This is a genomic window from Thermomonospora sp. CIF 1 (assembly GCF_001896795.1).
Lineage (GTDB): Bacteria > Actinomycetota > Actinomycetes > Streptosporangiales > Streptosporangiaceae > Thermomonospora > Thermomonospora curvata.
In genome coordinates, this window is record NZ_MOYN02000027.1 from 59,123 (window position 1) to 83,596 (window position 24,474).

General features: G+C 72.0%; 22 protein-coding genes, 2 tRNA genes and 1 other RNA gene. 12 read left to right on the forward strand and 13 right to left on the reverse strand.

Features of this window, described 5'->3' with window-relative positions; all coding sequences use genetic code 11:
* Positions 1-71 precede the first annotated feature (71 nt).
* Positions 72-2,360, reverse strand: a complete 2,289-nt coding sequence (locus BUE48_RS24080) for a penicillin-binding protein (protein WP_148233122.1) — start codon at positions 2,358-2,360, stop codon at positions 72-74.
* Positions 2,361-2,665: 305 nt separating this feature from the next.
* Between BUE48_RS24080 and BUE48_RS24085 the strand changes: the two genes are divergently transcribed.
* Positions 2,666-2,974 (forward strand): WhiB family transcriptional regulator, encoded by a 309-nt coding sequence (locus tag BUE48_RS24085; protein WP_041440384.1) that lies wholly within the window; start codon positions 2,666-2,668, stop codon positions 2,972-2,974.
* A 386-nt stretch (positions 2,975-3,360) separates the two neighbouring features.
* On the opposite strand, the gene bagB is transcribed toward BUE48_RS24085, so the two are convergent.
* The 5 genes from bagB to ffs all read right to left on the reverse strand — a co-directional run bounded on the left by bagB (position 3,361) and on the right by ffs (position 9,134).
* Positions 3,361-4,521, reverse strand: coding sequence for an ATPase BagB (gene bagB, locus BUE48_RS24090; protein ID WP_012855220.1), 1,161 nt, complete (start codon positions 4,519-4,521; stop codon positions 3,361-3,363).
* Between the two features lie 48 nt (positions 4,522-4,569).
* Positions 4,570-5,565, reverse strand: coding sequence for an ATPase BagA (gene bagA / locus BUE48_RS24095; RefSeq protein WP_286991117.1), 996 nt, complete (start codon positions 5,563-5,565; stop codon positions 4,570-4,572).
* Between the two features lie 189 nt (positions 5,566-5,754).
* Positions 5,755-6,774, reverse strand: coding sequence for a pyridoxal-phosphate dependent enzyme (locus tag BUE48_RS24100; protein ID WP_286991118.1), 1,020 nt, complete (start codon positions 6,772-6,774; stop codon positions 5,755-5,757).
* A gap of 95 nt (positions 6,775-6,869) precedes the next feature.
* Entirely contained in the window at positions 6,870-9,017 is a 2,148-nt protein-coding gene (locus BUE48_RS24105; protein WP_286991119.1) for a DNA polymerase III subunit gamma and tau, read from the reverse strand.
* 21 nt (positions 9,018-9,038) lie between these two features.
* Positions 9,039-9,134: signal recognition particle sRNA small type (ffs, locus tag BUE48_RS24110), an RNA gene on the reverse strand.
* Positions 9,135-9,262: 128 nt separating this feature from the next.
* Between ffs and BUE48_RS24115 the strand changes: the two genes are divergently transcribed.
* The 4 genes from BUE48_RS24115 (at position 9,263) to BUE48_RS24130 (ending at position 11,243) form a co-directional block, all read left to right on the forward strand.
* Positions 9,263-9,586 (forward strand): DUF952 domain-containing protein, encoded by a 324-nt coding sequence (locus tag BUE48_RS24115; protein WP_012855224.1) that lies wholly within the window; start codon positions 9,263-9,265, stop codon positions 9,584-9,586.
* Between the two features lie 10 nt (positions 9,587-9,596).
* Positions 9,597-9,684: transfer RNA gene (locus BUE48_RS24120), tRNA-Ser, on the forward strand.
* A gap of 297 nt (positions 9,685-9,981) precedes the next feature.
* Complete coding sequence (locus BUE48_RS24125; protein WP_286991120.1) at positions 9,982-10,443, forward strand: hypothetical protein; 462 nt, start codon at positions 9,982-9,984, stop codon at positions 10,441-10,443.
* A 500-nt stretch (positions 10,444-10,943) separates the two neighbouring features.
* Positions 10,944-11,243, forward strand: coding sequence for a type II toxin-antitoxin system VapB family antitoxin (locus tag BUE48_RS24130; RefSeq protein WP_012855226.1), 300 nt, complete (start codon positions 10,944-10,946; stop codon positions 11,241-11,243).
* Positions 11,244-11,627: 384 nt separating this feature from the next.
* On the opposite strand, the gene BUE48_RS24135 is transcribed toward BUE48_RS24130, so the two are convergent.
* Both BUE48_RS24135 and BUE48_RS24140 read right to left on the reverse strand, forming a co-directional pair.
* Complete coding sequence (locus BUE48_RS24135; RefSeq protein ID WP_286991121.1) at positions 11,628-12,899, reverse strand: beta propeller repeat protein; 1,272 nt, start codon at positions 12,897-12,899, stop codon at positions 11,628-11,630.
* 145 nt (positions 12,900-13,044) lie between these two features.
* On the reverse strand, positions 13,045-13,608 hold the full coding sequence (locus BUE48_RS24140) for a helix-turn-helix domain-containing protein (RefSeq protein ID WP_012855228.1): 564 nt from the start codon (positions 13,606-13,608) through the stop codon (positions 13,045-13,047).
* Positions 13,609-13,863: 255 nt separating this feature from the next.
* Here BUE48_RS24140 and BUE48_RS24145 point away from each other — a divergent pair, with 255 nt between their 5' ends.
* The gene (locus BUE48_RS24145; RefSeq protein ID WP_012855229.1) at positions 13,864-14,550 is read left to right on the forward strand and encodes a B3/B4 domain-containing protein; all 687 of its coding nucleotides are present in this window, start codon (positions 13,864-13,866) and stop codon (positions 14,548-14,550) included.
* Positions 14,550-15,584: an EamA family transporter gene (locus BUE48_RS24150; RefSeq protein WP_286991122.1), complete on the forward strand. Its 1,035-nt coding sequence runs from the start codon at positions 14,550-14,552 to the stop codon at positions 15,582-15,584. The genes BUE48_RS24145 and BUE48_RS24150 overlap by 1 nt, the downstream gene beginning before the upstream one ends.
* A 13-nt stretch (positions 15,585-15,597) precedes the next feature.
* Here the strand turns inward: BUE48_RS24150 and BUE48_RS24155 are convergent, their stop codons facing one another.
* From BUE48_RS24155 to upp, 4 genes are all read right to left on the reverse strand, one after another.
* Entirely contained in the window at positions 15,598-17,061 is a 1,464-nt protein-coding gene (locus BUE48_RS24155) for a helix-turn-helix transcriptional regulator (protein WP_012855231.1), read from the reverse strand.
* 184 nt (positions 17,062-17,245) lie between these two features.
* Entirely contained in the window at positions 17,246-17,770 is a 525-nt protein-coding gene (locus tag BUE48_RS24160) for a PH domain-containing protein (protein WP_012855232.1), read from the reverse strand.
* Between the two features lie 225 nt (positions 17,771-17,995).
* Positions 17,996-18,286: a hypothetical protein gene (locus BUE48_RS24165; protein WP_012855233.1), complete on the reverse strand. Its 291-nt coding sequence runs from the start codon at positions 18,284-18,286 to the stop codon at positions 17,996-17,998.
* Between the two features lie 251 nt (positions 18,287-18,537).
* Complete coding sequence (gene upp, locus BUE48_RS24170; protein WP_041440390.1) at positions 18,538-19,176, reverse strand: uracil phosphoribosyltransferase; 639 nt, start codon at positions 19,174-19,176, stop codon at positions 18,538-18,540.
* 78 nt (positions 19,177-19,254) lie between these two features.
* On the opposite strand from upp, the gene BUE48_RS24175 reads away from it, so the two are divergent.
* The 5 genes from BUE48_RS24175 (at position 19,255) to BUE48_RS24195 (ending at position 21,540) form a co-directional block, all read left to right on the forward strand.
* Positions 19,255-19,437 (forward strand): hypothetical protein, encoded by a 183-nt coding sequence (locus BUE48_RS24175; RefSeq protein ID WP_286991123.1) that lies wholly within the window; start codon positions 19,255-19,257, stop codon positions 19,435-19,437.
* A 363-nt stretch (positions 19,438-19,800) separates the two neighbouring features.
* On the forward strand, positions 19,801-20,286 hold the full coding sequence (locus BUE48_RS24180) for a tRNA adenosine deaminase-associated protein (RefSeq protein WP_083790033.1): 486 nt from the start codon (positions 19,801-19,803) through the stop codon (positions 20,284-20,286).
* 109 nt (positions 20,287-20,395) lie between these two features.
* Positions 20,396-20,833 (forward strand): tRNA adenosine deaminase-associated protein, encoded by a 438-nt coding sequence (locus BUE48_RS24185; RefSeq protein ID WP_012855237.1) that lies wholly within the window; start codon positions 20,396-20,398, stop codon positions 20,831-20,833.
* A gap of 141 nt (positions 20,834-20,974) precedes the next feature.
* Positions 20,975-21,412, forward strand: coding sequence for a tRNA adenosine(34) deaminase TadA (tadA, locus tag BUE48_RS24190; protein ID WP_041440391.1), 438 nt, complete (start codon positions 20,975-20,977; stop codon positions 21,410-21,412).
* A 41-nt stretch (positions 21,413-21,453) separates the two neighbouring features.
* Positions 21,454-21,540 (forward strand) — tRNA-Ser (locus BUE48_RS24195).
* Between the two features lie 67 nt (positions 21,541-21,607).
* Here the strand turns inward: BUE48_RS24195 and dnaB are convergent.
* Complete coding sequence (dnaB, locus tag BUE48_RS24200; RefSeq protein ID WP_286991124.1) at positions 21,608-24,433, reverse strand: replicative DNA helicase; 2,826 nt, start codon at positions 24,431-24,433, stop codon at positions 21,608-21,610.
* Between the last annotated feature and the right edge of the window lie 41 nt (positions 24,434-24,474).

A 24,474-nucleotide genomic window follows, 5' to 3' on the forward strand; every position in this document is an offset into this window, starting at 1 on the left:
CGGAAAGGCCCCGGCGGCGCGCGCCGCCGGGGCCTCATGCGGTCTTCCTCAGGCCGCCCGGCCGGGGAGGGTCAGTCCTCCCAGGGCCACCGGAAGCCCTCGTTGCGTTCGGGACGGCCGCGGTCCCGGCCGCTGCTGATGTAGAGCATCACCTTGCCGCCCGGTTCGATTTCGTCACCGGGGCCGGGCGAGGTGGTGGCCACCGTGCCCCGCGGCCGGTCCGACGGCACCCGCCTGGGCACGATCTCCCAGGTCAGCCCGGCGCGCCGGAGGATGGCGATGGCCTCGCGGACCCGGCGGCCCCGCACGTCCGGGACCTCCTCGGTGTCGCCGAAGTCGCGGGCGGGGGTGTTGAAGGACGGGGCGGGCTCCCCGGCCAGGGCGCCGCGCATGCTGGCCGCCCAGATCGGCGCCGGGATGGTGGCGCCGTAGACGCCGTAGACCTTGTACTTCCACGGGCCGCGGTAGTCCCAGTAGGCGACCGCGGCGGCCAGGTTGGGGGTGTGCCCGGCGAACGCGGCGCAGGTGAACGCCTCACAGGTGCCGGTCTTGCCCGCGGCGGGCCGGCCGATGCCGTGGCCCTTGGCGGTGCCCTTGGTCAGCACGCCCTGCAGGATTTCGTTGACCTTGTCGGCCACGTCCTGGGAGACCGCCTGGCGGCACTCCTTCTTGGGCAGCTTGAGCTTCTTGCCGTCCGGGCCGACGACCTCGGTGACGGCCACCGGCTCGCAGTACTTGCCGCGGGCGGCGAACCCGGCGTACGCGGCGGCCAGGTGCACCATGTCGACCTCGTTGACGCCGAGCACCTGGGACATGACCTGCTTGAGGGGCTGGCCGTTGCCCTGCTTCATCCCGAACCGCTCGGCCATCTTGACCGCGTCGCACAGTCCCACCCGCTTTTGCAGCTGGGCGTAGAAGGTGTTGACCGACAGCCAGGTGCCGGTCTTGAGGTTGTAGGGGCCGTTCTCGGCCGGGTCGGCGTTGCCGACGTTCCAGCCGTGGTGGACGTTGCCCTCGCAGTCGGTGAACCCGCCGATCACCATCCGGCTGGGCGAGTGGATGCTGGTGCGGACCGGGATGCCCTCCTCCAGCGCCGCGGCCAGCGTGAAGGTCTTGAACGTCGAGCCGGCCGACACGCCCACGCCGCCGCCGTGCTGGGCGTCGGCGGCCAGGTTGAGGGTGGTCTTGCCCTTGCCGGCGCCGAACTGCTTGCTGGCCCCCATCGCCTTGATGTGCCCGGTGCCCGGCTGCACCATGGCCTCGGCGGCGACCTTGTTGCTGGTCGGCGAGACCCGGCTGCGCAGCGCCCGGTCCAGCGCGTTCTGCGCCTTCATGTCCAGCGTGGTGCGGATGACGTACCCGCCGCGCTTGAGCCGGCTCTCCACCTCGGCCTGACGCTCCTTGGACAGCTTCCAGTACTTGCCGTCCGAGAGGATCTGGTACATCTCGTACCGGACGTACTCGCAGAAGAAGGGGGCCTTGCTGGTCTCGCAGCCGCCGACGGGCTTGTCCTCGTTCAGCTCGATCGGCTGGGCCGCCGCCTTCTCGGCCTCCTCCCTGGTGATCATGTTGAGCTCCGCCATGCGGTACAGGACGGTGTCCCGCCGCTGGCGCGCCGCCTTGGGGTGCAGCTTGGGGTCGTAGGCGCTGGGGTTCTGGGTGATGCCGGCCAGCAGCGCGGCCTCCGGGAGGGCCAGTTTGGAGGCGGGCTTGCTGAACCAGCGCTTGGCGGCGGCCTGCACGCCGTAGGCGCCGCCGCCGAAGTAGGCGATGTTCAGGTACCCCTCGAGGATCTCGTCCTTGGTCATCGTCTCCTCGAGGTGCAGCGCGTACCGCAGCTCGTTGATCTTGCGCTGCAGCGTCGGAGCGGTGGCCGCGCGGTACTCCTCGTCGGTCTTGGCGTTCTCCACCAGCAGGTTCTTGACGTACTGCTGGGTGAGGGTGGAGCCGCCCTGGCGGGTCTCGCCGCCGCTGCTGGCGTTGTTGACCAGCGCGCGGAGGGTGCCTTTGAGGTCGAGGGCGCCGTGCTCGTAGAAGCGGGAGTCCTCGATGGCGATGACCGCTTTCCTCATGATCGGGGCGATCTGGTCCAGCCGCACCGACTCGCGGTACTTGTCGAAGAACACCGCCACCTGGTTGCCGCGGGCGTCGTAGACCACCGTCTTCTCCGGCGGCGGCGCCGTGTTGAGCTCGGCGTCCATGTTCTGGAAGCCGTTGGCGGCGTCCCGCGCGGTCAGCCCCGCGCCGCCCACCCCCGGCAGCGCGATGAACGCGACCAGCACGCCGGCCACCACGCCCGCCCCCAGCAGCCGCATGAGCTGGGCGAAGGCGTTCCTCCGACCCTCTTTTTGCGCAAGCACGGGATCTACGGTACCCGCGGATGCCCCATACTTCCGGATCGGTCGCCCGAGCTGGGCTCGCGCACAAGTCCCCCGGCCGGGCCGGTGAGACGGGGCGGGGCGCTTCTACCACAGAGGGGTGACTAGTCCGTTCCGGAGGGATGGCCCGGGCGGGCTATATCGAGAATGGGCCCATCGGGGACTGTTGGAACCGTCCTTACTTCCGTAAGTTCTTCCCCACGGCTTTCGTTTGGCGGCCTGACGTCCGCGCCCGTCCGGCCAATGGAGCGCAATCGACACAGCAGACCCTAGGGGAGTGGGGCCAGATGTGGATCACGGATTGGACCGCCCGTGCCGCCTGCCGTAACGCGGACCCGGACGCCTTGTTCGTGCAAGGTGCGGCCCAGAACCGAGCAAAGCTGATCTGCCGGGGCTGCCCGGTGCGGACCGAGTGCCTGGCGGACGCTCTGGACAACAAGATCGAGTTCGGTGTCTGGGGCGGGATGACCGAGCGCGAGCGCCGGGCTCTGCTGCGGCGGCGGCCGGACGTTTCCTCCTGGCGAGCGCTGCTGGAGACGGCCAAGGAGGAGTATGAGCGGTCCGTGGAGAAGCGGAACGCGCTGGTCGCCAGCTGACGGCACCGCAGACCGGCCGGTGAACCTGTTCATCGCGGGCCGCTGGAAGTGCACGTGCGGATCACAGCACGCTGAGAGCTAGCGTGATCAGGGGCCGTATCCGTGACGGGTGCGGCCCCTGATCGTGTCTGCGCGGTTCCGCCGCCGCACGATCCGGCGCGCCCGAGGCAGTGCGGTGTCACAGAGGTGACGGCCGCGCGGTGGCCGGATGTGGCCATGATCGTTTACTCGGCTCGGCCGCCGGTCAGAGTTCCACAGCCCACCCGCCGGCAATGGACTAGGCAATTTCGACTATTTTTCTCCCTAGTACCAGGTTTCAAGCCCTCTGGCGGACTCATCCCGTCCAGCACCCTGCGCGCACCGTTTGGGGCGAGCGCCCGGCTCGGTCAGGCGGGCTTGGCGGCGGAGGTCCACTTGGCGGCCAGGTCGGCGCCCACCCGGCGCAGCCCCTCCAGATCGTGGACGTCCTCCGACTGGGCGGGCACGACGGCCACCGGGACGGTGGGGTGGGCCGAGGTGAAATGCTCCCGCAGCCGCTCCTGGCGGGCGGCCAGCTGCCTGCGGTCGGCGTGCAGCCGCAGCAGGGCGGCGGTCAGCGGGTGCTCGCCGCGCTCCTCCAGCATCTCGGCCGCCGCCAGGCTGCGGGCGGCCGTGGGAGTGCCGGGATCGACCGTCTGCATCCGGTTGATGACGATCCCGGCCAGCGGCATGCGCTCTTCGGCCAGCCGCTCCACGAAGTAGGACGCCTCCCGCAGCGCGTCCGTCTCCGGGGCCGCCACCACCAGGAACGCCGTGCCGGGGGTCTGCAGCAGGCGGTAGGTCTTCTCGGCGCGCTCCCGAAAGCCGCCGAACATCGTCTCGAAGGCCGCCACGAACGTCTGCACGTCCCGCAGCAGCTGCAGCCCGATCACCTTGTTGAGCACGCCGGCGAACATGCCGAACCCGGCGGTGAACACCTTCACCCCCAGCCGGCCTCCGGTGCGGGCCGGCGCCACCAGGATCTTCATGAACCGGCTGTCGAGGAACCGGCCCATCCGCTCCGGCGCGTCCAGGAAGTCCAGCGCGTTCCGCGACGGCGGGGTGTCCACGACGATGAGGTCCCAGGCGCCGGAGCGGTGCAGCTGCCCCAGCTTCTCCATCGCCATGTACTCCTGCGTCCCCGACAGGCTGGACGACAGCGACTGGTAGAAGGGGTTGGCCAGGATCTGCTTGGCCCGGTCGGGGTCGGCGTGCGCCTCGACGATCTCGTCGAAGGTGCGCTTCATGTCGAGCATCATGGCGTGCAGCTCGCCGTCGCCCGCGATGCCCTCGATGCGGCGCGGGTTGTTGTCCAGCTCCGTCAATCCCATCGACTGGGCCAGCCGCTTGGCCGGGTCCACGGTCAGCACCACCACGTCCCGGCCGCGTTCGGCGGCGCGCAGCCCGATCGCCGCGGCGGTGGTGGTCTTGCCCACGCCGCCCGACCCGCAGCACACGATGATCTTCGTGCGGGGGTCGTCGATCAGCGCGTCGACGTCCAGCACCGGCGGGGTCCTGTGGGCGCTCATGGGCTCCTCACTGGGTCGTGGTCGAGGCCGCGGGGCTTTCGGACGGGGTCAGGCCGCCCCCTGCTCGCGGAGGGCGTCGGCCAGGTCGTACAGCCCGGCCAGGTCCACTCCGTCCGGCAGCAGCGGCAGCACGTACTTGGGGTGCGGCAGCGCGGCCAGCCGCTCCTTCTCGCGCGCCTGCAGCGCCGTGCGCCTGGCGTGGTCGGCGGCCTCGGCGGCCAGGACGCGGGCGATCTGCTCGGCGTCGTGCTCCAGCCCGGCGGCCTTGAGCCCGCGGACGATCTCGTCGGCGTCCAGCCGCCCGGCCGCGGCCGCGGCCAGCGCTTCGGCGTCCAGCATCGGCGGGTGCTCCATGTTGATGATGACGCCGCCCACCGGCAGCCCCACGTCCTTCAGCTCCTGGATGCCGTCCAGGGTCTCCTGGACCGGCATCTCCTCCAGGAGCGTCACAAAGTGCACCGCCGTCTCGGGGCTGCGCACCACCCGCATCACCATGTCGGCGTGGTTGCGCACCGGCCCGACCTTGGCCAGCCCGGAGACCTCCTCGCTGACGTTGAGGAACTTGGTGATCCGCCCGGTCGGCGGGGCGTCCATCACCACCGCGTCGTAGACGAACGAGCCGTCGGGCCGCTTGCGGCGCACGGCCTCGCTCGTCTTGCCGGTCAAGATGACATCGCGCAGGCCCGGGGCGATCGTGGTGACGAAGTCGACCACGCCAAGGCGGCTCATCGCCTTCCCGGCGCGCTTGAGGTTGTAGAACATCTCCAGGTACTCGATGAGCGCCTCTTCGGTGTCCACCGCCAGGGCGTACACATCGCCCCCGTCCGGGGCGATGGCGACCTTGCGCTCCTCGTACGGCAGCGGCGGGCAGTCGAAGAGCTGGGCGATGCCCTGGCGGCCCTCGACCTCCACCAACAGGACGTTGCGTCCGCCCGCGGCCAGCGCCAGCGCGAGCGCGGCCGCCACGGTCGTCTTGCCGACGCCGCCCTTGCCGGTGACGACGTGCAGCCGGACGCCGTCCCAATCGGTGTCTCTCGCGCTCACTCGATTCACAATATCGCTCGGTCAGCGGCGGCTCCGGGCCGCACCCGGTCGTATGCAAGTAATCCCTGACACAGCCCGCCCGGCCCTCCGGAAAGCACTACCCGGTCTCTCCAGAGCTTCCCTCCCCGCCCCAGGGGCACCCTGAACCTCACAGATCAGGCATTTCCCGCAGTGCGCGTTCTGTACCGGTCATGAGGGGACGACAAGGACGCCGGTGGCCAGGAAACGGTCGATGGCCTCCGCATAGGCGGTGCCGTCCAGGGCGGGGGCCCTGCCGGCGTCGCCCATGACCACGACGACATCGCCCGTCCTGCCCTCGGTCCGCATCTTGTCGATCAGCCGCCAGGCGGCCCACAGGCAGGTTCCGGTGGAGCCTCCGGCGGTGATCCCGGTCAACGACCGCAGGTGGGCCAGCGCCCCGGCGGCGGCCGCGTCCGGGACCGGCACGACCAGATCGACCACGGACGGCAGGAAGCCGGGCTCCATGCGCGGCCGGCCGATGCCCTCGATGCGCGAGGGCATGCCGGTGGCGTAGTCGGACGCGCCACTGACCCACCCGGGGAAGTACGCGGAGTTCTCCGGGTCGGCCACCGCCAGGCGGGTCCGGTGGCCGTGGTAGCGCAGATGACGCCCGATCGTCGCGGACGTCGCGCCGGTCCCGGCCCCCGTCACGATCCACTCCGGCGGACGCGCACACCCCCGGAGGATCTCCGCGGCGATGTTGCCCGCCTCGCCGCGCCAGTCGATGACGTGGGCCGCGACCGCGAAGTGGTCCAGGTAGTGGCCGCCGATGTCGGCGGCCAGCCGCCGGGCCTCCCGGTAGATCGCGACGGGCGGGTGGTGGGGATGGCAGCGTCCGCCGGCGGCCTCGATCTCGGCGATCTTCTCGGGCCGGGTCGATCGGGGAACGACCGCGATGAAATCCAGCCCCAGCAGGCGAGCGAAATACGCCCCCGCCTTGGCGGCCGGTCCCGCCGAGGCCATCACCACCGTGTCCCCCTCGGCGATCTGCCCCGCCGCCAGGGCGTGGACGAACGCCGCTCCCAGCAGCCTGTGCTTGACGCTGCCCGAGGGCTGTGCCGACTCGTCCTTCAGATACAGCCCGATCCCCCACTCGGGAGGCAGCGGCACTTCCCGCAACGGCGTGACGACCGTGTCCTGCTCCACTCGAGCGATGGCGGCGGCCGCCCATGCCCGCGAAGACTCCACGGGCCGCAGCGTAACCGCGGCCTTGGGCCCGGGCACGAGATTCGTCCGGGGGCGTCAGCGGCCCAAAGGGACGGGCTCGAGAACCCCGCCGCAGATCAGGAGTTGTCGATCTCGCGGATGATCTGGCCGCCGAGCTCGCGCTTGATCAACTCCATCCCGGTGAGCGCCGCCTCGGCATCGGCGTCGGCGTCGCCTTCCGGATCGACCTCATCGACCTCGTCGAACGGTGCGCTGGGCGGGGGCGGAGGCGGCTCGTCCGGCGGCGGAGGGGGCGGCGGAGGCTGGGGCGGGCCGGCCACCGGTTCGGGCCGGGTGGGCGCGGGCGCCGCAGCGGGTGGAGCCGCCGGCGCGGCCGGGGCCGGGCGGGTGAACGGGGCCGGTGACACGGGCGCCGCCTGGCGGGCGGCCGGGGCGGCACCGGCCAGCACGGTGTCGATTCGCCAGTCCACCCCGAAGAACTCCCGGAAGACCTCGCGCAGCACGGTGTCCCGGCGGCCGTTGACGAAGTTGGTGCGGGCGCCGGGGACCTCGAAGGCGAGGGTGAGCAGGTTGCCTTCCAGGGAGACCGGCTGGACCCCGGACATGATCGACGTCCAGGCGACCTTGCTCTTTTTCTTGACGGCCTCGACGATGTTCGGCCACGCCTGCCGGACCGCCGCCACATCCGGGCCGCCACCTGCCGGGGCGTTGCTCGACGCCGGTGCGGGCGGGGAGGGCGCGCCCCACCGGTTATCCACAGAACGGTTTTCGGCTCCCGGTGCCGGGATCCCGCCACCCACACTGGGGGTGGCAGCGGCCCCCCAGCCCGCTCCGCCGGGACGCGGGGCAGCGGGCACGGCCTGTACCGGGGCCGGGGAGGCCCCAGCGCTCTGGTTGGACGGTCCTTGGGCGGGGGGTTCTGGCGCAGGCGGTCGGGAAGGAGCAGTCGGGTATGCGGAAGGAGCTTGCCGGCTCGCCGATTCGGCGGACGGCCATGCGGGTGCGGCAGCAGGCGCGGCCAGCCCTTGCGGCGCAGGGGCGCTCGGGGCCGGCGCACCGGTTGCAGGGGAAGCTCCGCCTGTGACCGCCGTGCCGATATCGCCCTGGGCGATCCGCTGTTCCAGCTGCTCCACGCGGGCCAGCAGGGACCTTTCGTCCTGGTAGGCGGCCGGCAGCAGGATCCGGGCGCACACCAGCTCCAGTGCCAGGCGCGGCGAGGTCGCCCCGCGCATCTCCCGCAGCCCGGCGTGCAGCAGGTCCGCCGCCCGCGACAGCGTCGCCGCGCCCATGGCAGACGCCTGGCGCTGCATCTGCTCCAACTCGTCGGGCGGCACATCCAGCAGTCCGGTGGAGCCCGCCTCCGGGACGTTCGCCAAGATCACCAGGTCGCGGACCCGTTCCAGCAGGTCCGTGGCGAACCGGCGGGGGTCCTGGCCGCTTTCGATCACCCGGTCGATCGCGGCGAACACCGCGGCCCCGTCGCGGGCCGCGAACGCGTCCACCACCTCGTTCAGCAGCGCCGAGTCGGTGTAGCCCAACAGCGACACCGCCCGCGCGTAGGTGATGCCGGACTCGTCGGCGCCGGCCACCAGCTGGTCCAGGATCGACAGGGTGTCGCGGGCCGAGCCCGCCCCGGCCCGCACCACCAGCGGCAGCGCGGCCGGCTCGTACGGCACTCCCTCGCTCTGGAGGACCTCCTCCACCAGCTCCCGCAGCGTCCCCGGCGGCAGCAGCCGGAACGGGTAGTGGTGGGTCCGCGACCGGATGGTCCCGATGACCTTGTCGGGCTCGGTGGTGGCGAAGACGAACTTCAGGTGCGGCGGCGGCTCCTCCACCAGCTTCAGCAGCGCGTTGAAGCCGCCGGTGGTGACCATGTGCGCCTCGTCGATGATGTAGACCTTAAAGCGCGCGGACACCGGGGCGAAGAAGGCCCGTTCCCGCAGGTCACGAGCGTCGTCGATGCCCCCGTGCGAGGCGGCGTCGATCTCGATGACGTCGATGTGGCCGCTGCCGCCGGGGCCGAGCGCCACACACGATTCGCACTTGCCGCACGGGTCGGGAGTGGGGCCCTGCTCGCAGTTGAGCGAGCGGGCCAGGATCCGGGCACTGGAGGTCTTGCCGCAACCCCGCGGGCCGCTGAACAGGTAGGCGTGGTTGATGCGGCCGTTGCGCAGTGCCTGCTGCAAGGGCTCGGCGACGTGCTCCTGCCCCTTCAGCTCGGCGAACGTCGCTGGCCGGTACTTGCGGTACAGAGCCAGGCTCATCGGGGGTCCGTCCAGTGAGAGAGAAAGGACCCCCCGCACACCCGCCAGAGCCTGCTTATCCTTGCTGCCTTCCGGCCCTGGGGAGGTTCACAGGATGACGCCATGCGAGGGGTCACCCCTGAGTCTATGTCATCCGGCCTCCCCCTGGGCACCACTCCCGTCCCTCATCCGGCTCCCCCGCCGGCGAATCCACCGGGAACGGGCGCTGGGCGCGGCTTTTCGGGAGGTGGTTACGCTGGCGGCCCATGGGTGAGATCTTCCATATCGCCGATCGCGCCGTGTGGGACGCCGCCCGGGCCGAAGGCGGCCCCTACGAGGGGTCGACCAGGGGCCGCACCTTCGCCGAAGAGGGCTTCATCCACTGCTGCGGCTCCGAAGAGCAGATCGCCGGGGTGGTGCACCGGTACTACCGCGACGCGGCGCCGGAGGATCTCGTGCTGCTGGTGATCGACCCCACCGGCCTGGACGTCCGCTACGAGAGGGTCGGGGACGACACGTTTCCCCACGTCTACCAGCCCTTGCCGCTCACTTCCGTAATTGATGTCAGGTCTGTGCTCGAAACCAGGTAGGCTTTGCCGTGGAGGATTCGCCTAGCGGCCTAGGGCGCACGCTTGGAAAGCGTGTTGGTGGCAACGCCTCGCGAGTTCGAATCTCGCATCCTCCGCCACGCCTGAACAGGCAGAACGTGTAGGCCGGCACCCCACGGGGTGCCGGCCTACACGCGTCCTGTGCCCCCTTCGGCCGCGGCGGGACGCCGCCGAGTCCTCCTCCGGGGTTCTTGTCCGGGCGTTCGCGCGGCGGACACGCTCCCTTGCGTGCGTGCACGGATCCATGCGTGGTGGGCCGGTCTTCCCGAACGTGCGCGCAGCAGGCTGACGCAGACAGGCCGCCCCCGTCAGGGCGGCCGAAGTGTCCGTGGGCCGATCCCGCCGGGCGGCACGTCCGACCCGCAGGGAGCGGACCCATGACACGGCACCGGCGGCGCGTCATCTTCTCCGGCATCAAACCCAGCGGGCGGCTGACCCTCGGCAACTACCCGGGCGCCCTGCGGCACTTCGTGGCCGTCCAGCACACCGGCCTGTGCATCTTCTCGGTGGTCGATCTGCACGCCCTGACCGTCGAGCACGACCCGGCGCGGCTGCGCGCCCTCACCCGGCAGACGGCGCTGCTGGAGATCCTCGGCGGCTGTCTCGGCGAAGGGGACCTTGCAGGCGCCGGCGGAACACTACTCGTCCTACAGCGCCCTCAAGCGAGACGTCGCAGACGCCGTGATCACCCTGCTGGAGCCCCTGCAGGCCCGCCATGCCGAACTGGCCGCCGACCGGGCGGAGCCGGAGCCGTGCTGCGCCGGGGCGCCGAACGGGCCGCCGGGCTCGCCTCCTCGACCCTCACAGCCGCCAAGCACGCCATCGGCCTGGCCGCATGACCGGCACCCCCCCTGAACGGCCCTCATCCCCGCGGCAGGGCCTTTTCGCCCGGCGCGCGGTCGCTCACGGGATTCCACGGCTCACAGCGGCAGGTGGCGCGGCGGCGGCCGCCGTGCCCGTGAGCGGTCCGCGCCGGTTCTGCTGGGCGGTGCCCGCCGGGCGCTTTGCGCGGGTTCCGAACCGGGTCTTCTCGCAGATCGCGCATGCCGCAACGAAGTTCGGGGCGACGCTGTGGCCTGCGACGACACGCCCCGGGGCACGGGCAGGACGGCACCGGTTCACCGAGAAAACCTCAACGCCACATAACGCCCGATTCGGACTCCCAGAGCGGGAAGGCCTCAAGGGGCGCGCTATGCCCGGAGTTCAGCGGGGATCGTTCTTCGCTTCTTCCTCACGGCGGCAAAGGCCGTCCGGTAAGTCATTTACCCACGATCATCACTGCCCTGAGCTGCAAGTTCTACACTTCTTGGGGTCGGGTCGGACCCCGTAGACTCGTGGGGTGATCTTCAAGGCTGTCGGTGACGGACGTCCCTACCCCGACCATGGTCTGGGGTCTCGGGACTGGGCGAAGATACCGCCCCGCCAGGTCCGGCTGGATCAGCTGATCACGACCAAGCGAGAACTGGACCTGCAGTCGCTGCTGTCCCGGGACTCCACGTTCTACGGGGACCTCTTCCCGCACGTCGTGCACTGGCGGGGTGAGTTCTACCTGGAGGACGGGCTGCACCGGGCGCTGCGCGCCGCCCTCCACCAGCGGCTCGTCCTGCACGCCCGGGTCCTGGACCTGGACGCCCGCTGACCGCCCCGGCTCCCTCCGCAATCGGCCGGGCGTTCACTGAACCTCTTTCAACACGTGCTCTCCGGTGCCTGAGGCGGGAGCCTCGGATGCGCGCGGTACCGGGCCATCGCAGGTGACGTCCTCCTTCCCGGCTGCGATATCTCCGTCCTGGGCTGCGGAAACGGCGCGTTGCAAAGGTTCACCGGTCTTGCGCATCGGTCAGAGCGCTGCGCCCCGACACCGTCGCAGCCGGCCCCAAGGCCGCCGGGTCTTTTCTGCACGCCGTCTCCGCGGGTCGAGGTGGGACGTCTCAGTCGGGGACGATGCCGTGACCTGGAACGCCACAGCAGCAGGCTCCCGGCGCCTCGGGCCACGTGTTGCCAAAGGTCCGCTGACGCAGGGCGCTCAGCCCTTGCCGGACCAACTGGTGAATCTGCAGTGCCGGGGCGCGGCCCTGGGCCGGTTCAGGCGCCGGGATCCGACCATCCAGACGGCGGTGGGCATGCCGCCGCGATGGGGGCGTCCGGCGGTGGAAGCGCACCAGACGGCCGTATCGTGCAGGTCCTCCGGGGCGGCCACGCAGACCCAGCGGTGCCCGTCGTAATGGGCCAGGTCCCCCCGGGCACCGCCCACCCACACGTCCGTGGCCGACAGCGCGGTCACGGTGTTGGCGGACGCGACCGGGACCTCGACACGGAACCACCTGCGGCCGTTCCAGCGCAACACGGCATCGCCGCCGGCGCACCACACATCGTCGGGCGCCACGGCGGCCACGTCGGTGAGCGGGAAACGCGTGACGGGCACCCGCATCCGCCGCCAGGAGCCGCCGTCGTAGTGGACGACCAGCCCGGTCCGGTCCGCGGCGCCGACGGCCCACACGTCCTGCGGCGAGGTGCCGCCGACCGCCAGGAGCTTGCCCTGGGCGACGCGGGGCAGCCCGGCGACCGGCCGCCAGCGGCCGTCACGCCGGCGCAGGGCCACCGGCCCGCCGCCCCGGGCGGGGAAGCCGTGCCCGACCGCCCACACTTCGGCGGAGCCGACCGTCGCGACGTCGGTCAGCACGTAATCTTCGGCGGTATCGCGGTCTTCGCCGGCAGGGCCCCGTCGCCCGCTCAGGGAGCCGTCCGGCAGGACGGGCGCGGGCACCTGGGTCCACTCGGCGCCGTCCCACTGCCAGATCAGCGGAATCTCGGTGCCGATCAACCGGTCGTAGGCGCCTCCCACTGCGATCACCTCGGCCGGGCCGCCGGGGTGCGGCGAGGCCTCCCGTCCCTCTTCCCCGGCGAAACGGCTCATGCCGGGGGCCGGATCGCCGTCACCGGAGACGGCGCGCACGACGGTCACGCCTTCCAGGCCCGCCCCGATCAGCGCGGCGGCCGGAGGGGGCGCTAAGGGCATCGTCCAGGACGCGCCGTTCCAGCAGGCGGCCAGGGGACGGCCATGGGTCCGGCCGACCACCCACACCTCCTCGGGGGAGGCGGCGGCCACGTCTAACAGGACGCACGGCCTTCCGGCGGGCAGCGGTGGCGGCAGCCGCCATGGGGAGGCCCGCCGATCCGCGGGAAGGCGCTCTCCGCCGGCCCCGGCCAGGAACATCGCGACGCCCTCGACCTCGCCCGGCCACCGGTCGGCGGGCGGCCGATCCGGACGCGGCGAAAGGTCATCGGCCGGGGTCATCGTTCACGACCGGGTTTCCGATATGCGACTCCACACCGTGACAACGATTGAACGCATTGAAGTCGTTCCAGGCGGTTCCTCCGCTGTGAGGGACGGGCGCCCTTCAGCCGCACCGGGACGGCCGTCCCACCCGGATTCCGGCGCTCTACAGGTCGAGCACGGTCAGCACGAACCGGCAGACGGTCGTGCCCTCGTTGGAGTAGGAGTGGGGGCGGTCGCCGGCGAAGAGGGCGGCGCTGCCGGCCTCGACCGGGTGGGACTGCCCGTCCACGGTCACGGTGAGCGTGCCCTCCTCCACGTAGAGGATCTCGCGGGTGCCCGGGGCGTGCGGGTCGCTGTGCCGGGGCTCGCCGGGACGCAGCTCCCAGCGCCACAGCTCCACCGAGGGACGGGCCTCGCTGCCGGCCAGCAGGACGCCGCTCCCGCCGTCCGGGCCGCGCCAGAGCACCACCTGCCGCTCGGGCGGGAACACCCGCACCGCCGGTTCCTCCTCCACCTGGACCAGGCGGGTGAGCGGCACCCCGAGCGCCTGCGAGATGCGGATGAGGGTGCCGAGGTTGGGGTTGCCCCGGCCCTGCTCCAAGGCGACCAGCACGCCTTTGCTCACCCCGGCGCGCACGGCCAGCTGGTCCAGGCTCCAGCCGTGCCCGGCCCGCAGCGAGCGCACGGTCCGCGCCACGGCCGCACCGATCGTCGACTGGTCGTTCACCGCCCGCTCCCGCTCACCTTCGGCGCGTCCTGAAGCACCGCTCCTCCTCGCCGCATGCCTCGGTTCGTCCCGCAACTCCGCGCACCCGCCGGCCCGGCCGGCGGGCCTGCGGGGGGACGCGGCGCACAAGGCCGCACTTTAGGCGCCCCGGCCGCGCACGGCCCAGGGGCGGGGCCGCCCCCGCTGTCGGTCGTTTTGATAAACCGTACATGTCATTACTATGACCGGGAACCGGGAGTTCGAAGGAGCGGGCGGATGCTTGCGGAGATCTGGATCGAGGAGGCCGTCCAGAAGCTGCGGCCGGACTTCGTCGTGCTGGCCATGACGGCCGAAGGGCTGGTCAACGCCGCCAGCGACGACACCTCGACCGCCTGGCTGCGCACGGCGGGACGGCGCGCCGCCGAGGCCGCGCAGGCCCGGGCCGGGGAGGACCCCCATGTGCTCGCCTGGCGGGACGCCTACCGCGATTTCGGCGCCAAGCCGCAGCGCACCCGTCCCTCCGTGGACGCGCTGCTGCGCAGAGCCGACCGGCTGCCGGCCATCAACCGGGTCGTGGACGCCTACAACGCGGTGAGCGTGGAGTACGCGCTGCCCATCGGCGGCGAGGACCTCGACGCCTACCGGGGCACGGCCCGGCTGGTGCGGGCGCAAGGCGATGAGGACTTCGAGACCAGGGCGGGCGGCGAGCCCGTGGTGGAGCACCCCGAGCCCGGCGAGGTGGTCTGGCGGGACGACCTGGGGGTCACCTGCCGACGCTGGAACTGGCGGCAGTGCGTGCGCACCCACATCACCGAGACCACGCAAAACGCGCTGTTCCTGCTGGAACGGCTGGAGCCCTACCCGCTGCAGCGGCTGCAGGAGGCCGCCGACGACCTGGCCGGCCGGCTGCGCACGATCACCCCCGGGGTGCGGATCCGCACCAGGCTGATCGGGGCGGCCTGATGGTGACCCTGCTCGCCCTGTCCGCCGCGATCGCCTACGGCGTCGCCGACTTCATGGGCGGGGCGGCCTCCCGCCGGCTCGCCGTGCTGCGGGTGCTGCTGATCAGCTTCCCGGCGGGGATCGTGTGCCTGGTGGCCGCCTCGCTGGCGGCCGGCGAGGCGCCCACCCGGCCGGGCCTGCTGTGGGGCTCGGCCGCCGGGCTGGCCGGGGGCGCCGGCCTGATCGCCTTCTACCGCGCGCTGGCCCAAGGGCCGATGAGCGTGGTGGCCCCGGTCTCGGCGCTGGCCGCGGCGGTGCTGCCGGTCATCGTGGGGACGTTTCACGGGGAACATCTGGATCCCGCGGTGCTGGCCGGCGTCGTGCTGTGCGTGATCGCCATCGGCCTGGTCAGCATGGAACAGTCCGCGCAGCCGGCCGCTCGGCCCACCTCCCCCGCCTCCGGGCCGGCCGGGCTGCGGCGGATGGCCGGCAGCGGCCCCGCCCTGGGCCTGCTGTCCGGGGCGGCCTTCGGGATGTTCTTCGTCCTGCTGCACCGGGCGGGCGACGGAGGCGGGCTGTGGCCGACGACGGCGGCCCGCCTGGCGGGTCTGTGCGTCGTCCTCGCCGCGGTCGCCGCCCGCCGGATCCACCGCGCCCGCGCGTTCGGCTCCCCGCCGGGGGCGGATCCGCAGCCCGGCGAACCGCCCGCCTCGAAACGGGAGAAGGCCGCAAGGACACGCCCCCGCCAGGAGCTCGGGCACACCGGCGGGCCGGCAGCGCTCGCCGGCGCCCGGGAACGCCGGCTGCCCTGGGGCATGACCGGCTCGACGCTCGCCCTGGCCGCCTTCTCCGGCGTGCTGGACGCCCTGGCCAACGCCCTGTACTTCGTGGCCGCCGGCCGGGGCCTGCTCAGCCTGGTGGCGGTCCTCACCTCGCTCTATCCGGCGATCACCGTGCTGCTCGCCAGGCTGGTCTACAGCGAACGCCTACGGGCCGTGCAGCACCTGGGCCTGGTCGTCGCGGTCGCGGGCGTCGCCCTGGTCACCGCGGGCTGACCGGACGGCCGGCTCAGGCGGTGGACAGGCCGGCGTCGGAGGTCACCTCCCCGTTGAGGACCGGCTGGTGGCGAAAGGAGGGACGCAGTCCGGCCGCCTCCAGGGCCCGGCGGTAGGCGGTGGTGGCCCCGCCGGCGTCTCCGGCGGCCTCGAACAGCTCGCCGAGCTCCCGCAGCAGGTGGGCGACCGGGCGTTCCCGGCCGGTGCGGTCCAGCCGCTCCAGCCGCCCGGCGACGTCCCGCAGCACCTCCAGCGCGGCCTCCCGGGCGTCCTGCGCCAGCCTGGCCCGGGCGATGATCAGCCTGGCCTGGATGAGCTGCAGGGCGCGCGCCCCGGCCCCGATGTCGGCGGGACGGCTCTGCGCCCGGTCGTCTTCCCCGTGACCGGGCTCGACCCGGCCGTTCGACTGCGCGGATGCGGCCGAGGTGGCGCCCGCCTCGGCGGCCAGCTCCCGTTCCACCGCCTCGATGGCCTTGTCGGGCTCGCCGAGCAGCACCAGCGCCCGCGCGGTCTCGATGGCGCAGTCGACCGCCTCCGCCCCGTGCAGGTCCCGGACGGCGCCGCGGAGCAGCTCCATCGCCTCGGCCGCCGGGTGCGGCGCGTCCCCGAACGGCGGCACGCCGCGCAGCAGCGCCCGGGCGGCGGCCACGTGCAGCCGGGCCTGCGCGCGGGCGCGGGCGCCCTCGTCCTGGGCGGCCAGCGCCTGTTCGGCCAGGTGGAGGGCGTCGCCGACCGCGCCCCGCTCCAGCGCCTGCACGCTGGCCCGCCGGTAGGCGTCGGTCAGCGACACCTCGGCGGGGGAGCCGATGGCCAGCACCTCGCGGCCCAGCCGGTGGGCGCGTTCGGGGTCGGAACGGTCGACGTAGGCCAGCAGCAGCACCCGGCCGACCTCGGTGTGCTCCTCCCCGACGGTCAGTCCCAGCTCCTGCAGCCGGGCCAGCACCCGCTCGCCCAGCGTGATGGCCTGCCCCAGGTCGCCGACGGCGTGGTAGCAGCGGGCCAGCGCCACCAGGGCGGGCAGCGCGCTGCTGCGGCCGGGGTCCCGTTCGGCCTGCTCGCGCAGCTCCTCGAAGATGGCGATGGCCTCCTCCAGGCGCCCCAGCGCCTCCAGGGCCTGGGCGCGGCCCCAGCGGGCCCGCACGGTCAGCTCCGGATCGTCGCTGCCGGAGATCACCTCGTCGAACCCGGCCAGCGCGGCGGGGGCGTCACCGGCGTTCAGGGCCAGCCGGGCGTACCGTTCCCGGACTTCCAGATGGGCGCGCTGTTCCGGCTCGATGCCCTCGGCCAGATACTCGGCGGTGCAGCCCAGGCGCTCGGCCAGCAGCCGCAGCACCGCGGGCGTGGGAGTGCGCTTGCCCGACTCGATCAGCGAGATGTAGCTGTCGGAAAGATCATGGCCGGCGAGCTGAGCTTGCGACATGCGTCTGGTCAGCCGCAGGTTGCGGACTCGTTCGCCGACGTTGCCTGGACCCGGCATGTGAACTCACTTAGCGGAAGTAATCAGGAGGCAGGGGTGCCGACATGATTGCATGTTGCAGGCTGCCGCACATCGAGAGTAACCCAAGCAACAGCGACAAGATTGCCGTTCGGCCGCATTGGCGACCTCTTTCCCCAAGCCTCCCACCGCTCCCATCCGGCTCACCCGCCGCACCGCGCGCCGGTCAGTCGTCGGCGGAGGCGTTCTTGTTGGGGAAGATCATCTCGCAGACCTCCAAGTAGAGCTGCTCGGGATAGGGCAGGTAGTCCACCGTGCTCAGCGCCTGGTCCTGGCCGGCCGACTCCAGCACGAACGCCCCATAGCCCAGCAGCCGCCCCATCAGCGACCGCTCAAAGCTCATGTCGGTCACCTTGCCCAGCGGCATCATGCCGACCTTGCGGGTGATCAGCCCGCTGGTGTGGATCATCCGCTCATTGGTGATCACGAAGTAGTCCACCGACCACTCGGCCACCTTCCACACGAACCAGCCGAGCAGCAGCAGCCAGCCCCACCAGATCCAGTTCAGCGACTGGCCCTCGCCGACGACGTTGCTGAGCACCCCGGCGACGATCAACCCGCCCAGCACCAGGCCCACCGGCGTCATCAGCACGGCCGGGTGCCGCCGCACGGTGATGACCTGGCTTTCGTGGGGCAGCAGATACTTGTTGACCGAGGCCGGCGCCGAGTCACCGGGTGTGACGAGCCTCATGCCGCACCGTTCCCGGACGGGACCGGCGAGCCGGTCTGTGCATCGGCCGCTGTCACGGAACGGAAGGCCGCAAAGACCGCATCAGCCCCCGTGGCGCTTTTCCTGGTGGGCACAACTGCCTCCCCGAGCACGGTGACCCACTGACCCCAAGTCAGTCTTACATCAGCGGCCACCCACGGCAAAGACACTCGCCCGAGCGGTTCACCTCGCTTTTCCCAGGCGGCGTTACCCCTGGCTTTGGGCGGGTCCTTCACCGGCCCCAAGGTCGGCGGTGGCGCCCGTGGCGACCTGGCGCTTCTTCTCGGCGGCCACGATGGCCAGGACCTGCAGATGCTTGCGGGCGATCCGCTCCACCAAATCGGGGGGCGCCGAGCCGGTGACGTCCTGGGCGCCGTGCCGGGCGGCCGTGACGCACCGCGTCACGGTGGCCGCGTCGTGGACTCCGGTGAACTCTTTGGCCAGCCGCTCGCCGACTTCCCGGTAACCGGGCAGGTCGCCGTCGTTGTGGTAAGTCATGCCGATCCCAGCACCTCGCTCACGCCGTCCGGTTCTCCGCTCGCTTTGATGACGGAGAAGAGCGAAAAACAACGCTCCGTAATCGACTATTGCCCGCGGCGGCCTTGCGGCGAAAGCCCGTCGCCGCCGTGGACACCAGGACCGGCCACAGTCATGACGCGAGGATGGAAGATCGAACGCCGCCCCAACCCGTCCGATAGACGGACCAAACCATTTTCAGAGGCTCGGCAACGGCCCATGCGGCCGCAGAATCACACCACTCCGTACAGCCGATCCCCGGCGTCGCCCAATCCCGGCACGATGAATCCCTTCTCATTCAGGTGCGAGTCGATCGCCGCGGTGACCACCCGAAGCGGCACCTGAGTGCCGGCGAACGCCTCCTCCAGATGTTTCAGGCCCTCCGGGGCGGCCAGCAGGCACACCGCCGTCACATCGGTGGCGCCGCGCCCCAGCAGCAGCTTGACGGCGGCGGCCAGGGTGCCGCCGGTGGCCAGCATCGGGTCCAGCACATAGCACTGCCGCCCCGACAGGTCCTCCGGCAGCCGGGTGGCGTAGGTCTCGGCCAGCAGGGTGCCCTCGTCCCTGACCATGCCGAGGAAACCGACCTCGGCGGTGGGCAGCAGCCGGGTCATCCCGTCCAGCATGCCCAGCCCGGCCCGCAGGATCGGCACCACCAGCGGCTTGGGCCCGGCCAGCTGCACGCCCGGGGCGTCCGCCAGCGGGGTCCGCACGGTGGTCTCGGCCACCCGCACGTCCCGGGTGGCCTCATAGGCCAGCAGCATGACGAGTTCCTCGGCCAACCGGCGGAACGTCGGCGAGTCGGTGTTCACGTCCCGCAGCACGGTCAGCTTGTGGGCGACCAGCGGATGGTCGACGGCCAGGATCTTCATGGGGATCACGGTATCCCCCGCACACATCGGGGGTGATATGCACGGTATGGAGGAGGTTGACCGGGGAATGACCAGAGAATGAGCACAGAGCGCAATGAGGAGCCGACCCCCGAGGAGGTGCGGGATCGACTGCGCAGGCGTGCCGTCTTCCTGCGTGAGCTGGCCGAGGCCCGAGAGCTGCGGCGGCGGGTGACGCCGCACCGTTCCCGCCGGGCCCGTATCCATGCCGTCCTGCGCCGCCGGACCTTCCGGCTGCACTGAGCCTTCTGCAGCACCCCGTCTTCGCCGGCCCGCAGTCGGAGACGACGCCGTGACGTGGGAGGTCGCAGCACCGGGCACCGTCGAGGCCTCCGTCTGCGGCGCCCCAAGACCCCGTGCCGGAAAAGTCCGGTGGGTCCGTCCGCCTCCGCCCGGTCCCGTCCGCCCGCGCCGACGCGTCCACCGCGACCGCCGCAGAGCCGGACGCGTTCACCGCCGTGCATGCGGGCGGGGGCCCGCATACACGGGCCGAGTGCCGTTCGTCACGCGGAACCTGTGCTTTCCTGCAAGTTTTGCCGGTGGGTGCGCATGCGCGTGCAGCATCTGCGAACATGCCGAGGCAGGTACCGCGCCGGTGGGGTGATGATGACGGATATTGACGCGACGGATTTCGCCGTCGTGGTGTATCGCGAAGACGACTGCTGGGAAGCCGAAGTTCTCCCGGTTGCTCTCACCCGGGATCTGCATGGACTGATCCATGCCCTACGCCAACAGCCCAGCATAGGCGGCACCATCGGGCTGGTCGCGGTCGGCGACGACTTCTTCGTCGCCATCCGGGTGCTGGGCGATGAGGTGATGCTGTTCCTGTCGGATGTGACGGCCTCGGTGGACTGGCCGCTGGCCCGGCAAGTCCTGGAGTACCTGGACATCCCCGTCCCCGAGGACGAGGAGCTGGACCAGGTGCTGCCGGTCGGCGACATGTCCATCTTCGTCGACCTGGGGCTGGATGAGATGGAGCTCGGCGCCATCTCCGGGGACCTGGACCGCTACCCCGACGAGATGCTGGCCGACATCGCCAAACGCCTCGGCTTCGGCCAGGCGTTCGACCGGGCCCTGGACACCCTGGGGTGATCCCGGCTCCCGCCCCGCGTGAAGTCCTCCTTCTGCGCTGGGAGAACGTCACCGGACGGTGGGAGCCGGGGCCCTCCCTCTTTCTGAGAGGAGGGGTCAGAATGAATGGATGTCGTACTTCGCTGCGGTCTTCGCGCGAACCCCGCAGGGCTGGATCGGCGACGAGACCACCCTGGAGGAGGTGACCGGCGTCGACGATCTCGCCGACCTGATGCGCGAGGCCGCCATGGAGGCGCTGGGCGATCCGGTGCTGCTGCTGGCCGAGGCGGACGACGAGTGGTTCGCCGTCGCCCGGCTCGACGACGAAGGCGAGGTGCGGGCCTTTTTGTCGGCCGCCCGCGACGAGGGAGTGGCGGCGCTGTTCTCCCAGCTGATCGGGGAGGTCGCCGAGGGCGAGGCGGGCGGCGAGGCGGGCCTGCTGGCGGATCTGGGGGTGTCCGCCGAGCGGCTCGGCGAGCTCGCCGAGCGGGCGCTGCCCGCGGACGCCCTGCTGGAGATCGCCGAACAGGCCGGCTTCGGCGACGATTTCGACAACCTGCGGGCCTGACCCCTCCGGGACGCGGCGCCTGCGCCCCTACGATCGGTGTTCACCCGCCCGGATCTCTCGACGAGCGACCCCATGCACGCACCCACTCCGGCACAGCCTTCTAAGGCACGCGACCCCATCCTCGCCGAGTTCGCCCCGCCGATGCGGCTGGCGCTCGACCAGGCCCGCCTCGCCATGGAGAGCGGGGACGTCCCGGTGGGCGCCGTCATCTTGGACTCCGGCGGCCGGGTCATCGCCACCGGGCGCAACGAGCGGGAGCAGACCGCCGACCCCACCGCGCACGCCGAGGTCGTGGCGCTGCGCTCGGCCGCGGCCCGGCTGGGGAGCTGGCGGCTGGAAGGCTGCACCCTCGTCGTCACCCTGGAGCCGTGCACCATGTGCGCGGGCGCCGCCGTGCTGGCGCGGGTGGACCGCATCGTCTACGGCGCCGTCGACCCGAAGGCCGGCGCCGTGGGCTCCCTGTGGGACGTGGTACGTGATCGTCGTCTCAACCACCGGCCGGAGGTCATCGCCGAAGTCCTCGCCGACGAGTGCGGAGCCGTGCTGACGGAGTTCTTCGCCCGCCGCAGAACCCGATAAGGATTTCATCGCTCGCCGCAGAGTCGGGTAGGCTTCGCGACGGTGGTGTCGCCTAGCGGCCGAGGGCGCACGCCTCGAAAGCGTGTGATGGGGCAACTCATCCGTGGGTTCAAATCCCACCACCACCGCTGTCCGAACGGGCCCCGCCTGCATCGTCAGGCCGGGGCCCGTTCGTTTTCCGCCTCGCTTTCCATCTCACTGGGCCATGTCGACGAAGCGGCTGTAGTGGCCCTGGAAGGCGACGGTCACGGTGGCGGTGGGGCCGTTGCGGTGCTTGGCCACGATCAGGTCGGCCTCGCCGGCCCGCGGGGACTCCTTCTCGTAGGCGTCCTCGCGGTGCAGCAGGATCACCACGTCCGCGTCCTGCTCGATGGACCCCGACTCGCGCAGGTCGGAGATCATCGGTTTTTTGTCGGTGCGCTGCTCGGGGCCGCGGTTGAGCTGGGACAGCGCGACCACCGGGACCTGCAGCTCCTTGGCCAGCAGCTTCAGGGAGCGGGAGAACTCCGACACCTCCACCTGGCGGCTCTCCACCCGCTTGTTGGAGGTCATCAGCTGCAGGTAGTCGATGATGACCAGGCGCAGGTCGTGCTGCTGCTTGAGGCGGCGGCACTTGGCCCGGATCTCCATCATCGTCATGTTCGGCGAGTCGTCGATGAACAAGGGGGCCTCGGCCACCTCGCTCATCCGGCGGGCCAGGCGCGTCCAGTCCTCGTCCTGCATGGTGCCCGAGCGCATGGCGTGCAGCGCCACCCGCGCCTCGGCCGACAGCAGGCGCATGGTGATCTCGTTGCGCCCCATCTCCAGGCTGAAGAACGCCGAGGTGAGCCCGTGCTTGATCGAGGCCGCCCGGGCGAAGTCCAGCGCCAGCGTCGAGTTGTGGGTGGGCACGCAGGAGCGGCCCGCCAGGTACATGTGGTCGGCGTTGTCCACCTGGACGCAGCGCACCGGCACGCTCGGCACGGGCCGCACGTCCACGATGCGGCGCACCTGCGGCCGGCGCGGCCCGCCGGGCTCGGCGGCGGCCGGGGCGAAGCTCACCACGTGGCGGAGCGCGGCCCCCTCACCCCGGCTGTGCAGCGCGGCCCGGTGGCCCAGGCTGATCACCAGTTCCCGGACGTCCTCGGCCAGCGGGCGGTTCGCCGTCGTGAAACGGGCCAGGCCGTCGCCGGAGCCCGCCTCCGGGGCACCGGCCAGCAGACCGGCCAGCAGCGCGCGACGCTGCCGCTCAGCGGCGCGCAGATAGGCGGCAGGGATGCGGCCCTCTTCCACCCAGTCCTTCTCAAAGGGCCGGGTGGACGCACCGGGATCGGCGGCGTTCTCTCGCCGCTCGGGGCAGGCCCCCGGCAGGCCGGGTTCCCGCCGCCCGAAACCGACCAGGCCGCCGCCGGAGCACGCCTCCGGGGCGCTGGCCGGCAGCGCGCGACGCCGCCGCTCAGCGGCGCGCAGGCGAGCGGCAGGGATGTCCTCCTCGGCCCGGTCCCTCCCTAGGGGCCGCTCGGATACGCCAGGGACGGAGCCGGCGTCCCCCCGCCGCCCGGGGCGGGACCCCGGCAGATCGGTACGGCCGTCCGGGGCGAACGGCTCGCGGCTTCCGGGGCGGGTGCGGTCCCCGGCGTGGCGCCGGCTCAGCAGGACGCCCAGCCGGTACGGGTCGAGGGGAAGGTCGGCGTGCGGCAGGTCGAACGGCGCCGCGACCGTCACCGCGTGATTGGGGCGGCCCTGGGCGTCCCGGAGCGTCCGGGCGATCTCCTCGGTGGTCCTGATCGCAACCGACCCGCCCCGGCGGACGGAAGAACGGGACACCCGGCCGGGGGCCCGGCGGCCGTGCCGCAGTTCGTCCCTCGTCAGGGCCGACACACAGCGGGAGAACACGGCCCCCGGCGCTGGAAACCAGAGATGGGCCTCGTCCATGAGCACCAGCTCCGCTTCGGCGCGGCCGTGCCTCCCACCGGCCCGGACCGGGACGCGCACCACCCCTCGGTGCGGGCCGAGGCCGAGCGCCGCGGCGGGGCGGCGCTCGGGTGCGCGGCGCAGTGCCGCGGGCAAACCCCTGTGAGCGTCCTCCCGGGCGCCGAGGGCGCACGCCCCCCGCCCCGCGGCGGAACGTTCCGCCGCGGCCGTGCGGTCGTCGCGGGCGACGGTCAGCCACTGGTGCCAGGCGTCGGCGACGATGACCTCGCCGTCGGAGAACTCCACCTCATAGCAGGGGCGGCCGGTCATGACCTCGGTCGCGGCGACGACCCTGGTGGGTTTCCCGTCCGCTCCCAGCAGGTAGTCGCCGACCTTGACCCGCCCCATGGTCGTCCAGCCGTCCGGGGTGGGCAGCGGAGTGTCCAGGGCGAGCGCCTTCCCGATGGCGGGCCGGGCGGCGATGATGATCATCTGCCCGGGGTGCAGGCCGTTGGTCAGCGCGTCCAGGTCGGCGAACCCGGTGGGCACCCCGGTCATCTGGCCGCCGCGGCTGCCGATGGCCTCGATCTCGTCCAGGGCGCCGGGCATGATCTCGCTGAGCGGCAGGTAGTCCTCGCCGCTGCGGTTGTCGGCGATGGCGAGCACCTCGGCCTGGGCGCGGTCGAGGATCTCGTCGGCGTCGGCGCCGTCGGAGGAGTAGCCGAGCTGCACGATCCGGGTGCCGACCTCCACCAGCTTGCGCAGCACCGCCCGCTCTCGGACGATCTTGGCGTAGTAGGCGGCGTTGGCGGCGGTCGGCACGGTCGCCATCAAGGTGTGCAGGTAAGGCGCGCCGCCCACCCGGTTGATCTCGCCGCGCCTGGTCAGCTCGGCGACCACGGTGACGGCGTCGGCCGGCTCACCTCGTCCGTACAGCTCCAGGATGGTGTCGAAGAGGATCTGGTGCGCCGGCCGGTAGAAGTCGCTCGGGCGCAGGATCTCCACGACCTCGGCGATGGCGTTGGCCGATAGCAGCATGCCGCCGAGCACCGACTGTTCGGCGGCCAGGTCGTGGGGTGGGGTGCGCTCGAACTCCCGTTCGTGAGACCCGAGTTCGGTCACGCTCACGGTTCCACCCCGTCTCTTCGTCCCCGCACGAACCGTCCGTC

Coding starts and splice junctions, on each gene's coding strand:
- BUE48_RS24085 (WP_041440384.1), top strand. CDS start 2,666: ATGTGGATCACGGATTGGACCGCCCGTGCCGCCTGCCGTAACGCGGAC.
- bagB (WP_012855220.1), bottom strand. CDS start 4,521: ATGAGCGCCCACAGGACCCCGCCGGTGCTGGACGTCGACGCGCTGATC.
- BUE48_RS24105 (WP_286991119.1), bottom strand. CDS start 9,017: ATGAGCCTGGCTCTGTACCGCAAGTACCGGCCAGCGACGTTCGCCGAG.
- BUE48_RS24115 (WP_012855224.1), top strand. CDS start 9,263: ATGGGTGAGATCTTCCATATCGCCGATCGCGCCGTGTGGGACGCCGCC.
- BUE48_RS24125 (WP_286991120.1), top strand. CDS start 9,982: ATGACACGGCACCGGCGGCGCGTCATCTTCTCCGGCATCAAACCCAGC.
- BUE48_RS24135 (WP_286991121.1), bottom strand. CDS start 12,899: ATGACCCCGGCCGATGACCTTTCGCCGCGTCCGGATCGGCCGCCCGCC.
- BUE48_RS24145 (WP_012855229.1), top strand. CDS start 13,864: ATGCTTGCGGAGATCTGGATCGAGGAGGCCGTCCAGAAGCTGCGGCCG.
- BUE48_RS24150 (WP_286991122.1), top strand. CDS start 14,550: ATGGTGACCCTGCTCGCCCTGTCCGCCGCGATCGCCTACGGCGTCGCC.
- BUE48_RS24155 (WP_012855231.1), bottom strand. CDS start 17,061: ATGCCGGGTCCAGGCAACGTCGGCGAACGAGTCCGCAACCTGCGGCTG.
- BUE48_RS24160 (WP_012855232.1), bottom strand. CDS start 17,770: ATGAGGCTCGTCACACCCGGTGACTCGGCGCCGGCCTCGGTCAACAAG.
- BUE48_RS24165 (WP_012855233.1), bottom strand. CDS start 18,286: ATGACTTACCACAACGACGGCGACCTGCCCGGTTACCGGGAAGTCGGC.
- upp (WP_041440390.1), bottom strand. CDS start 19,176: ATGAAGATCCTGGCCGTCGACCATCCGCTGGTCGCCCACAAGCTGACC.
- BUE48_RS24175 (WP_286991123.1), top strand. CDS start 19,255: ATGAGCACAGAGCGCAATGAGGAGCCGACCCCCGAGGAGGTGCGGGAT.
- BUE48_RS24180 (WP_083790033.1), top strand. CDS start 19,801: ATGACGGATATTGACGCGACGGATTTCGCCGTCGTGGTGTATCGCGAA.
- BUE48_RS24185 (WP_012855237.1), top strand. CDS start 20,396: ATGTCGTACTTCGCTGCGGTCTTCGCGCGAACCCCGCAGGGCTGGATC.
- tadA (WP_041440391.1), top strand. CDS start 20,975: ATGCGGCTGGCGCTCGACCAGGCCCGCCTCGCCATGGAGAGCGGGGAC.